Source organism: Acidocella sp. MX-AZ02 (assembly GCF_000306035.1).
Taxonomy (GTDB): domain Bacteria; phylum Pseudomonadota; class Alphaproteobacteria; order Acetobacterales; family Acetobacteraceae; genus Acidocella; species Acidocella facilis.
This window is the reverse complement of sequence record NZ_JH976207.1, coordinates 1222678-1234159: the sequence shown is the minus strand read 5'-3', so window position 1 is coordinate 1234159 and position 11482 is coordinate 1222678. Positions and strand designations below refer to the sequence as shown.

9 protein-coding genes and 1 pseudogene are annotated in these 11482 nt (G+C 63.4%); 6 read left to right on the top strand and 4 right to left on the bottom strand.

Annotation, left to right across the window (positions count from 1 at the left end):
- Positions 1–92 precede the first annotated feature (92 nt).
- The gene (locus tag MXAZACID_RS17705) at positions 93–632 is read right to left on the bottom strand and encodes a HutD family protein (RefSeq protein ID WP_008493285.1); all 540 of its coding nucleotides are present in this window, start codon (positions 630–632) and stop codon (positions 93–95) included.
- Positions 632–1773: pseudogene (locus tag MXAZACID_RS20050) on the bottom strand (alpha-hydroxy acid oxidase). Before MXAZACID_RS20050 ends, MXAZACID_RS17705 begins: the two are co-directional and overlap by 1 nt.
- Before the next feature lie 288 nt (positions 1774–2061).
- Between MXAZACID_RS20050 and MXAZACID_RS06070 the strand changes: the two are divergent.
- From MXAZACID_RS06070 to MXAZACID_RS06060, 3 genes are all read left to right on the top strand, one after another.
- Positions 2062–3156 (top strand): sugar ABC transporter substrate-binding protein, encoded by a 1095-nt coding sequence (locus MXAZACID_RS06070; RefSeq protein WP_008493284.1) that lies wholly within the window; start codon positions 2062–2064, stop codon positions 3154–3156.
- A gap of 65 nt (positions 3157–3221) precedes the next feature.
- Positions 3222–3989 (top strand): ATP-binding cassette domain-containing protein, encoded by a 768-nt coding sequence (locus MXAZACID_RS06065; protein WP_026439584.1) that lies wholly within the window; start codon positions 3222–3224, stop codon positions 3987–3989.
- A gap of 20 nt (positions 3990–4009) precedes the next feature.
- On the top strand, positions 4010–5200 hold the full coding sequence (locus MXAZACID_RS06060) for a sugar ABC transporter permease (RefSeq protein WP_234732049.1): 1191 nt from the start codon (positions 4010–4012) through the stop codon (positions 5198–5200).
- A gap of 264 nt (positions 5201–5464) precedes the next feature.
- Here MXAZACID_RS06060 and MXAZACID_RS06055 read toward each other — a convergent pair whose 3' ends face one another.
- Positions 5465–6199 (bottom strand): ROK family protein, encoded by a 735-nt coding sequence (locus tag MXAZACID_RS06055; RefSeq protein ID WP_039884759.1) that lies wholly within the window; start codon positions 6197–6199, stop codon positions 5465–5467.
- A gap of 147 nt (positions 6200–6346) precedes the next feature.
- Positions 6347–7771 (bottom strand): hypothetical protein, encoded by a 1425-nt coding sequence (locus tag MXAZACID_RS06050; RefSeq protein ID WP_008493280.1) that lies wholly within the window; start codon positions 7769–7771, stop codon positions 6347–6349.
- A gap of 276 nt (positions 7772–8047) precedes the next feature.
- Here MXAZACID_RS06050 and MXAZACID_RS06045 point away from each other — a divergent pair, with 276 nt between their 5' ends.
- From MXAZACID_RS06045 to pgl, 3 genes are all read left to right on the top strand, one after another.
- The gene (locus tag MXAZACID_RS06045; RefSeq protein WP_008493278.1) at positions 8048–9238 is read left to right on the top strand and encodes an ROK family transcriptional regulator; all 1191 of its coding nucleotides are present in this window, start codon (positions 8048–8050) and stop codon (positions 9236–9238) included.
- Between the two features lie 82 nt (positions 9239–9320).
- Complete coding sequence (zwf, locus tag MXAZACID_RS06040; protein WP_008493277.1) at positions 9321–10787, top strand: glucose-6-phosphate dehydrogenase; 1467 nt, start codon at positions 9321–9323, stop codon at positions 10785–10787.
- 28 nt (positions 10788–10815) lie between these two features.
- The coding region (gene pgl, locus MXAZACID_RS06035; RefSeq protein ID WP_083878571.1) for a 6-phosphogluconolactonase at positions 10816–11482 on the top strand (667 nt) is incomplete at its 3' end.

The window sequence follows — 11482 nt, the reverse complement described above, 5'->3', positions numbered from 1 at the left end:
GTCGCCGGCTTTGGCTTGCTGCTCTGGGGTGCGGCTGTTTCTGGCCGCTGAGCGGCCTGCGGCGCGTTGGGCCGGCCCTCGATCCGCACGGCTCAGCCGTGTTTTATCAGCCTTGCCAGCCAAAACGCGCCGCCCTCGGCCGCGAGCGTAGCGCCCGGGGGCAGCAGGGCGGCGTCCAGCGGCGCCAGGCTGGTGCCGTTCAGCCTCAGCGGGGCCAGGGCCAGAACCAGATGCAGGGCGGGGGATGCGGGCAGGGTGAGGGGGGTAGGCTGAAACGCCAAGGTCGCGGTGAAGCAGTCCGGGTCGAACATCAGGTTCACATCCCGTACCATCTTGCCTTGCGGCGTGCCGAAGGCCGGCACTTCGCCAGGAAAGGCGTGGGCCGGGCCATCCGGGCGCAGTAGGGCCACGGGATAGCCCTGCACCTCCAGCAGGAGCCGCCCTTCCAATATCCCCATCAGCCGGGAGATGCCGGGAAACACCGAGAACGGCCCTGCCTGCGCGACATCGGCGAGGCTGAGGCGCCAGCCAAACTCCCTGTCCTTGCCCGGCGCCTCGGCCACCGGCCAGGTGATGCCGCCGCCATTCTTCCATTGCGTGGCCATGCGTTGTGTCGCGGGGAAAAGCTGCATTATTTCACCTTCAGGAAGCGCGGTCCCTCGGCGCGCAGCGTGTCGATATCCGGGCAGCCCATCAGCGCCATCGCCACCTCGATCTCGCGCGCCAGTGCGGCGATGATGGTGGAAACCCCGCGCTCGCCATCGGCGGCCAGCGCGAAGGCGGTAGCGCGGCCCAGCATCACCCCGGAGGCCCCCTGCGCGATCGCCTTCAAAATATCCGCGCCGCGCCGGAAGCCACCATCGATTGTCACCTCGATCCCGCCGGCGGCGGCGACGATCTCGGCCAGGCGGGAGATGGTGGAACTGGCGCCATCGAGCTGCCGGCCGCCATGGTTGGAGACAGTGATGCCGTCCATCCCGGTCTCGCGGGCCCAATGCGCGTCCTCGGGGTGCATGATGCCCTTCAGCACGATCCGCCCCGGCCATTGGGTGCGCACCCAGTCCAGATCCTTCCAGGACAAAGTCGGGTCGATCCGCGCGGAGAGGGCGGCGGCCTGGGCCAGCACGTTGCGTCCGAACGCCTTGCGCCCGGCCAGCGCCTCCACTTGCGGGCGGCCCTGGCGCAGCATGTCCCAGCACCAGCCCGGCCGCTCCAGCAGTTTCAGCGCCAAGGATGGGGTGAGGCGGGTGAGGGCGCGGAAGCCGTTGCGGGCATCGCGCTCGCGGATGCCGGTGATGGCGCAATCCACGGTGAGAACAAAGTCTCCACCCCCGCTCCCCGCGCCGCCCCCATCATGTCCAGCGCCAGGCTGCGGTCCTTCAGCATATAGAGCTGGAACATCGGCTGCGCCTGCACCTGCCTGGCCAGCCGGGTGATGGAGGCGAGGGAGAAGCTGGACAGGCAAAAGCCGATTCCCGCCTTGGCGGCGGCGCGGGCAGCCTGGATCTCGCCATCGCGTGCATAGAGCCCGAGGAACCCGACCGGCCCAAGCATGAAGGGCAAAGCCTGCTTCTGGCCGAGGAATGTCGTGCCCAGCCTGGGCGCGGTGATGCCGCTCAGGGCGCGCTGCTCCAGCTCATAGCGGGCGAAATCCGCCTCGTTGGCGCGCATCGTCGCCTCGGATGCCGCGCCGCCATCGATATAATCGAAGAAGATTTTCGGCAGGCGGCGCTGCGCCTCGGCCCGCGCATCAGCGACGTTGAGCAGCCTCATGCGCTGTGCGCGGCGCCGCGGGGCGCGTAAACATCCGCTTCTTTCATGTGGATTTGATAAAAACGCGGTGCAGGCGGGTCAAGGGGACGGTGCTGTTCCGACAGATGCTGCGCTGCGGAAAATTGCGCGCGCACGCTGCGATCATTCAGCTTGACAGGGGCAAAGGGCGTCTTTACGTATGTTTATACGAGGGTAAAAATAATTCGGGTGGAATGTCGATGTGGCCGCGCAAGGATGCCATACGCTCCAGCCGAAATCGAGAAACAGTTCACAAAGGGAGAAAATCGAATGAAATCCACCAAGCTTTACGGTGCCACGGCGCTGACCATGATGCTCGCCGGCGCGCTGCCGGCCATGGCGCAGACCATTACGCCGCCGCAGGTGAGCCAGATGAGCACCAAGAAAATCACCATCGGCTTCCTGCTGCCGGAAAATTCCTCGCCGCGTTATGAGCAGATGGATCGCCCGGAATTCACCAAGCTGGTGAAGCAGGCTGACCCCAACACCACGCTGATCGTCACCAACGCCAACTCCAACCCGGATTCGCAGCTCAACCAGGCGCAGTCCGCGATCACCAACGGCGCCAACGTGCTGGTGGTGGACCCGGTGGACGGCAAGGCGGGTGCGGCCATCGTGGCCTACGCGGCGCGCAACCATGTGCCGGTGATCTCCTATGATCGTCTGATCCAGGATTCCAAGCCGGCCGGCTATGTCTCGTTCGACAATCTGCGGGTTGGCGAGCTGCAGGGCCAGTATATCGCCGACCATGTGAAGCCGGGCGGCTCGATCATCATGATCAACGGCGCGCCGACCGATTCGAACGGTCTGGAATTCAAGCGCGGTGCGCTGAATGTTCTGAACCCGCTGGTTAAGGCTGGCAAGTTGAAGATCGCCTACTCGGTGATGACGCCGAGCTGGAGCCCGGAGAATGCCTTCCAGGAGACCCAGCAGGCGCTGACCCGGCTTGGCAACAACGTCGATGGCGTGCTTGCCGCGAATGACGGCACGGCTTCGGGCGCCATCCGCGCGCTGCAGGCGGTGGGCCTCGCCGGCAAGATTCCGGTGACCGGTCAGGATGCGACGAATGGCGGCCTGACCTACATCCTTGAAGGTCTGCAGTCGATGACCGTGTTCAAATATGTGCCGCAGGAAGCCGCGGCCGCGGCGCAGTTCGCGGTTGGCATCGCCGCCGATGGCAAGGCGCCGGCTGGGCTGGTGAACGGGAAGGTCAATAACGGCAAGATCAACGTGCCGTCGGTTCTGCTCACCCCGCTCGTCGTCACCGCCGACAATATGAAGGACACGGTGATCAAGTCCGGCTACGCGACGCTGCCTTCGATCTGCGTCGGCGACGCCGCCAAGGCGCCACTCTGCCAGAAATAACCAGACTATAACTCAAGGAGATGAAACGCGTTGCGTTTCATCTCCATATTTTTTCGGAGACTTCCATGAATTCAGCCAGCTCGCATGATTTGTTGAGCGTGAAAGGCCTGCACAAGAAATACGGGGCCGTCACGGCGTTGCGCGATGTGAGTTTCACCGTGCGGCGCGGCGAGGTTACTGCGTTGCTGGGCGATAACGGCGCGGGCAAATCCACCACCATCAAGGCGATCGCCGGCGTGGCGCCGGCCGATAGTGGCAGCATCATGCTCGAAGGCCAGGAGGTGCAGATCCGCCGCCCCGCCGATGCGACCGGGCTTGGCATCCAGACCGTGTATCAGGATCTGGCGCTGTGCGATAATCTCGGCATCTGCGCCAATTTGTTCCTGGGCCGTGAGCGGGTGAGCGGGCCGTTCGGCATGCTGCGCGATGTGGACATGGAAGAAGAGGCCAGGAAGGTTCTGAAAACCTTGCGGGTCAATCTGCCGGCTTTGGATACGCCGGTGGCAGCACTCTCCGGCGGCCAGCGCCAGGCGGTCGCCATTGCGCGCGCCGTGCTCTGGGGCAAGAAAATCGTCATCATGGACGAGCCGACGGCTGCCCTTGGCGTGGCGCAGACGGCGGAAGTTCTCCGCCTGGTGCGCGACCTGGCCGAGCAAGGCTTCGGCGTGATCCTGATCACGCATAATATGCAAAACGTCTTCGAAGTGGCCGATAGCGTGGTGGTGCTGCGCCTGGGCCAGACCGTGATGGAAGAACGCAAATCCGACCTGACTCCGGAGGAAGTGGTGGGCTGCATTACCGGCTCGCGCACCACCATCGGGGGCATGGCCTGAACATGAGCGCGGTGAACCAAATGACAACAGCACAGAACAACACCAAGGCACCCGGCTGGACGCAGAGACTCGTAAGCTCCACCGATCTTGGCATGATGCCGGTGATCGCGGCGCTGATCGCGATCTGGATCGTCTTCGAAATTCTCAACCCGCATTTCCTCACCCCCCGCAATCTCAGCAATCTCTCGGCGCAGATTGTGGTGACGGGCACGTTGGCGCTGGCGGAAACGCTGGTGATCCTGCTCGGGATGATCGATCTTTCGATCGGCTGGAGCAGCGTGGTCGCCGCCTCGGTCTTCTCCGTCGGCACGGTGTTCTTCAACCTTCCGGTCTGGCCCTGCGTGTTTCTCGCCATCGGCGCTTCGGTGGTGATCGGCTTCTTGCAGGGCATTCTGGTTTCGCGCGTCGGCGTGCCGAGCTTCGTGGTCTCGCTCGGCGGGGCGATGATCGCAGAAGGCTTGGTGCTGGCGATGCTGACCCAGCATGGCGGTTCCGTGCCGCTTTCTGATGATCTCTCCACCGCTGTCGGCACGCTGGATGTGCCCGCGCTGTGGAGCTGGATTATTTCGCTGGCCTTGTTTGCGCTGTTTGCCATTGTCTCGCTGCGCCGCCATACGGACCGGCGCCGGCGTGGGGCAGGGGAGGCGCATAGCCTGTTCTTCGCCAAGCTGGCCTTCATGCTGGTGGTGCTGGTCATCGGCATCGGGTTGCTCTGCGCCTATCAGGGTGTGCCGGTGCTGCTGGTGATCTTCCTCGCGGCTCTGTTCGCCTGCGCCTTCCTCACCAAATCCATGCGCTTCGGCCGGCATCTTTACGCGGTGGGCGGCAATGTTGAGGCGGCGCGGCGTTCTGGCATCAATGTTCGCTTCGTGCAGCTCGCGGCCTTCACCTTGGCCGGCGCGCTGGTCGGGCTGGGCGGCTTGCTGGATGCGGCGCGGCTTGGCGTGGCCTCCGCCACGGTGGGTGATTCCGACATCATGCTGAACGCCGTTGCCGCGGCGGTGATCGGCGGCACCAGCCTGTTTGGCGGGCGTGGCTCGGTCTATGGCGCCTTCTTCGGCGCGCTGGTGATCGCCTCCGTCACCAACGGCATGGATCTGATCGGCGCGCCCTCTTCCGTGCGCTTCGGGGTGGAGGGTGTGATTCTTCTCGCCGCCATCACCATCGATACGATCCTGCGCCAGCGCCGGATGCGCTCCGGCCGCGCCTGAGCGCGACATTCCCGACCAAAAGAAAGGGGCCTTGCGGCCCCTTTTTTCATGGAGATTTTTTGGCGACGGCCTGGGTGTAATTCACCGTGGCATGGGTGAGAGCTTTTAGAGGCGCAGCCCCTTGAGCGGCACAAGAGCCATATGAATGTACGCTGACGCGCCAGCGTCAGGATGTGCAGATCAAAGCGTGCGATAAAAAAAGAGCATCAAGCTGAAAGCTTGATGCTCTAAAAAATCATGCATCTGTCAGGCTGTTTCTTGGCGTCACTGCAACGCCCGCCCGACTTCCGCATTCCAGAGCTTCGCTCCGCCGGTCAGCCCTGCCTCGTTGCGCGCGAGGATGACGCCTTCGGGCAGTTCCTGCAGGCTGAACAGCCTGGCATTGCCGCCGCCGAGATAGAGCACATCAAAATTCACCAGGCTATGGATCCGCCCGATCGTTTCCTGCACGCGCGCTTTCCAGCGCATCTCGCCGACACGCTTCAGCGCCGCATCGCCGACGAAATCGTCATAGCTCGGCTCCTCACCAGCAACATGCCGGCCCAGCTCGATCTGCGGTGCCGGCACGAAATCGCGGAACAAGGCAAAGCCCATGCCGGTGCCCAAAGTCAGCACCACCTCAATTCCCTCACCGGCGATGATGCCCAGCCCATGCATCGTCGCGTCATTCGCCAGCCTTGCCGGGCGGTTGAAGCGTGCGGTGGCGAGGGCGGCGAGATCCGTGCCATGCCAGTTTTTGGTGCCGAGATTAGGCGCCGTGAGAACGATATTGTGCTTGATGGCGCCCGGAAAACCGATGGAAATAAAATCGAATTCGCCAAGCGGCGCGATCAGCGTCGCCACGGTTTCCAGCAATTGCGTGGGGCTGGCGCCGGGCGGTGTCGGGCAGCGCGCGGCTGGTGCCAGCATCTCTCCGGCATGGTTCAACAACGCTGCCTTCAGCCCGGTACCGCCAATATCCAGAGCCAGGATTCGCTCGGGATGTATGTCTGCCGTCATGTCATTCCCCAAATAAAAAGAGGCCAGCCTGGGCAAAACCGGGCATGGCCTCTGTGGTGTTTCCAATCGGTCCGGACGGGCCGGGACCTCTCCGCAGCCTGCCGAACAATGCCGCCCCAGCGCCGGTGGCGTGGAGCGGCATCGCGATCAGAAGGCGTATTTCAGATAAAAGCGGCTGCTGAAATACGGATTGTCGTAATGCGCGTTGGTCTGCGAGCTATCGTTCTGCGCGAAGGCCGCATCCGTATCCCACGCCACCGAGAGACCCTTCAGCACATCCGAAAGATTGTAGCTGAAGCCGGCATCGATGACATGGATCGCTTCATTGTGGATCGGCGCGACGCCCGCCGGGAAGCCATAGGCACCGCCATAGCTGTAGGTGCTGCCGCCGAAGCCGTAATCGGCGTTATACTCGACATAGGTCGGGTCGATTTCGAGCTTGCCGCCCATCGCCTTGATCGTGCCGGTGATACCGTAGGCATAACCCGGCCCCATATCCTCGATACCGTTCTGCATCGTATCGGTGAAGATCGTGCCGGACAGATCGTTGTAAGGATGGACCATTCCGCCATGGTGGAAGGAGCCGTAGGAGGACGGGCTGTAATCGCCGATCACCGCGATCTTGTCGTCACCGAAGGTCATGCCGAGCTTGCCGCCATAGACATGCGCGTCGACATTATAGGTCACGCCGGCCGGGTTGAAGCCGGAGCCGGAATTGCCTTCGCTGACCATCTGCGCGGAGCCGAACAGGTTGGAATTCGCGTTCATCGGCGTCACGAAATCCGCCTGGCCGTAGAACATCTGCGCCTGGCCGTAGAAATTATAGTACCAGCCCTGCGCCGTGTAATCGACATTGTCGTAACGGTTCTGGAACTTCGCACCGAAGGCGATGAAGCCGTTGGTGTGGGTGAGATAGCGGTCACCGCTGACAAAGTCGCTGCTATAACGCGAATTATAGTTGAACATGCGCGTCGCCATGACCGACAGGGTCGCGGTGTCGGTGTTCAGGCTCAGCGGTCCGGCATCGGCGGCGCCGTTATTGCCGCCAATCACGTTGGCGACACCGGCGAAGCCCATGAAGGCGCGCGGGTTGAAGGTGTAGAGATCCTGATTGGCGAACGGGGTGTTGATGAATTGCCGGCCGCCGCGCACTTCCAGATAGCGATTCTCGTACTGCAGGAAGGCCTCGCGCAGCGATTGTTCGCTATGGGTATGGCTGGTCAGCTCGGAGCTGTCATCATGATTCGGGTTGCGCGAATAGAGACCGAGAGACTGGCCGGTATAGCCGCCCAGCCCGACGCTGAAGCCCTCGAAGGCGCCGGTGTGCAGATTGAGATTGCCGCCGACGGCGAAGGCGTTCTGTGTGTTCTTCCCGACTTCCCCCTTGTTAGCGTAGGTGAAGTCATACACGCCGGCCATGCCGGAAATCGTGGTCTGCCGCAGCGCATCCTGCAGGCTCTGCGCGTGCGCCGGCATCGCCAGCCCGGCCAGTGGCAGCATGCCGGCGGCGAAAAACGCGGCTTTGCTGCAGGAATTTTTCATGCCTGCGAGGCTCTTGATCAGTTTGGACATTCCGTCCTCCTCCTGTTGTTCTGATGATTTTCGGCTCTTCTGCGTTCAGGCTGCACCGCAACATGGCGCCGCAACGAGATGCGCGTGTGTTGTAGCCTGAACACGCATGTTCAAGAAGTCTGTTTTTTGATCTATGTCGTTCCTCTTCCCACAGGCGTTCTGCTTTGTTTTCGGGAGAATTATTTTAGCCCCGAATAAAATAGGAATATGAAGGCTCCGGGGCGCTGTCAAATAAAAATTGCCGGGCCGTTGCGGTTACGCTAAGGCTGTGGCGCCATGAACACACGTCGGATCAATTCCAACATCATCCGCAAGATCAACGCGGCGCGCGTGTTTCACGGGATTCGCAAAAACCCCTCTATTTCACCGCAAGGTCTGTCAAAAGACACAGGCATTGACCTTGCCACCATCTCCATCATCCTGGCCTCTCTGGAACAGGACGGGCTGGTCGAGCGCACCCAGGGCGAACGCACCGGGCGCTCCGGGCGGCCCAACAGCCAGCTCAGCATCAATGAGAAAACCGGCGTGTTGGCGGGAGTCGCGGTGGATGTTGATGAAAGCGAGCTGGTGCTGTGCAGTTTCGCCGGCACCATTCTGGCCAATCTGCATGTTCCTGGCAGTAAGGATCAGGAAATGGTTATCGGTTCGATCAAATCCGGTATCGCCACGCTGCTGAAACAAACGGGCTACCCGCGCAAGGCGCTGGCCGGGGTCGGGGTGGGTGTGCCAGGCCTGGTCGGGCTGGATGGCAAATTGGCGCTGGCGCCGAATCTGGATTGGCATGATGTCGATTTCGGCGCGGCGCTGGCCGCATCTCTCGCGGTGCCGGTGCAGTTGGAGAACGACATCAAGGCGGCCGCCGCGGCGGAGCATCTGTTCGGGCAAGGCGCGCCGGATGCGGATTTCATCTATCTCTCCGGCCGCTCCGGCGTGGGTGGCGGGTTGTATCTGGGTGGGGCGATCTATCGTGGTCCGCGCGGCATGGCGGGTGAGGTCGGGCATATGAAGCTGGTGCCCAATGGCCGCCCTTGCGCCTGCGGCGGTTTCGGTTGCTTTGAGGCCTATATATCTGAGCGCGCGATTTTCGAGCGCTTGCGCGATGCCAAATTGAACTTCCCGGACATCGCCGCGGTGCGCGAGGCCGCCTTGCGCGGCGAGGCCGGGGTGCGCGCGGTGCTGGCTGAATGTGGCCAGCATCTCGGGCTGGGGCTGGCCAATCTCGCCAATATTTTCGCGCCTGGACGCATCGTGCTGGGTGGGGCGATGGCGGTGCTGGCGGAGTATCTGCTGCCCGCCGCGCAACCGGTGTTCGAGGCGAATGCGCTGCGCGAAATCGGTGGCGAGATCGCGATCAGCGTCTCCACGCTCGGCGAATTCGCGGTGCCGATGGGCGGCATTGCGATCGCGTTGCAACATTTTCTGGAAGAGCCGCACGTTGCCATGCTGCGCCCGGGCAGTCAGGCATGACGCGCCGCGTGGCCCCTTGTCGCGGCCGCCATTTAAGACAAACTAGGGGAAGATGCCGGGCGCATCTTCGGAAGGAGAGAGTATGACCAGCCGTGTGATCCCAGTTGAGCCGTTTGTTCTCGTCGTGTTTGGCGCCACGGGTGATCTCTCCCGCCGCAAATTGATCCCCGCCATGTTCCAGCGCGATGCGGATGGCCAGCTGCCGGATGCGGCGGAGATTTTCGGCGTCTCGCGCGGGCAGCTCAGCGATGACGAATTCGTCGCCCAGGCGAAGGCGGCGGTGGAGGAGCATGTGCCCGCCAGCGAGCGCCCGGCGGAGATTGTCGAGCGGTTCTTGAAGCGCATTCATTACATCGCGGCGGATGCCACCGGCGATGAAGGCTGGGCGGAGCTCGCCACCGCGCTGAAGCCTTATCAGGACCGGGTGATCGTGTTCTACCTCGCCACCGGTCCGGCTTTGTTCGGGCCGATCTGCGAGCGGCTGGGGCGCTTCAACCTGGCCGGTGAGAATGCCCGGGTGGTGGTGGAAAAGCCGGTGGGCAAGGATGGCGAGAGCGCGCATGCGGTGAACCAGGCGATTGCCCAGGTGTTCCCGGAAGACCGCGTCTATCGTATCGATCATTATCTCGGCAAGGAGACGGTGCAGAACCTGATGGCGCTGCGTTTCGCCAACGGGCTGTTCGAGCCGCTGTGGAATGCCGCCCATATCGACCATGTGCAGATCACCGTGGCGGAGTCGCTCGGCGTTGAGGGCCGGGCCGGCTATTACGACACCGCCGGGGCGCTGCGCGACATGGTGCAGAACCATATTCTGCAGCTGCTCTGCCTGGTGGCGATGGAGCCGCCCGCCCATCTCGCCGCCGATGCAGTGCGCGACGAGAAGCTGAAAGTGCTGCGGGCGCTCAAGCCGATGGAGTCGCAGGATTGGGTGCGCGGCCAGTATCGCGCTGGCGCCTCCGCCGGTGGGCCGGTGCCCGGCTATCTGGAGGAGCTGGGCCAGCCTTCCAGCCAGACCGAGACCTTCGTGGCGCTGAAAGCCGAGATCGAGAATTGGCGCTGGGCGGGGGTGCCGTTTTATCTGCGCACCGGCAAGCGGCTGGCGGAGCGTGTTTCGGAAATCGTCATCACCTTCCGCCCGGTGCCGCATTCAGTGTTCGGCAAGGCGGCGGGGCCGGTGATGGCGAATCGGCTGGTCATCCGGCTGCAGCCGGATGAGGGCGTGAAGCTCTGGCTGATGATCAAGGATCCCGGCCCGGGGGGAATGCGTCTGCGCCCGGTCTCGCTGGATATGAGTTTTGCTTCGACGTTCAATGTCCGCAATCCGGATGCCTATGAGCGGCTGGTGCTGGATGTGGTGCGTGGCAACCAGACCTTGTTCATGCGCCGCGACGAGGTGGAGGCCGCCTGGGCCTGGGTCGACCCGATCCTGGAGGCCTGGAGCATCGCCCCGGATGCGCCGAAGCCCTACACCGCCGGGACCTGGGGGCCGAGCGCGGCGATCGCGCTGATCGAGCGCGATGGGCGTACCTGGGCGGATGGTGCGCCGTGACGGCGCACTGGGCGGATGGTGCGCCCTGATGCTGATTTTCTCCACCCGCGATGCTTTGGCGGAAAAGCTGGCTGAGGATACCGCGCAGGCTTTGCGCAACCGCTTGCAATTGCAGGTGGAAGCGGTGCTGGCCGTCTCCGGCGGCAGCACGCCCGGCGCCTTTTTCGCGGCGCTGAGCCAGGTGGAGCTGGATTGGTCGCGGGTGGTGGTCACTTTGGTGGATGAGCGCTGGGTGCCCGAGGACAGCCCCCGCTCCAACGCCGCCATGGTGCGCCGGGCGCTGCTGCAGAACCGCGCCGCCCAGGCCCGGTTCCTGCCGCTTTATAACGGTGCGCCGACGCCGGCGGCCGGGCTGAAGGCGCTGGAGGCGGAGCTGGCTGCCTTGCCCTTGTCCCTGGCGGCGGCGATCTTAGGTATGGGAGAGGATGGGCATACGGCCTCCTTCTTCCCCGGCGGCGACAATCTGGCCGCCGCCCTGGCCCCTTCCAACGGGCAGAAGGTGGAGACGATGCAGGCGCCGGGCGCCGGCGAGCCGCGTGTTACCTTGACGCTACCGGTTCTGGCCCAGGCGGATCTGCTGGCCCTACATATTGAAGGCGCGCGCAAGCGCGAGGTTCTGGAACAGGCCTTGGCCGGCGGGCCGGATGAGGAGATGCCCATCCGCGCCGCCTTGCGTCATGATCCGCAGATTTATT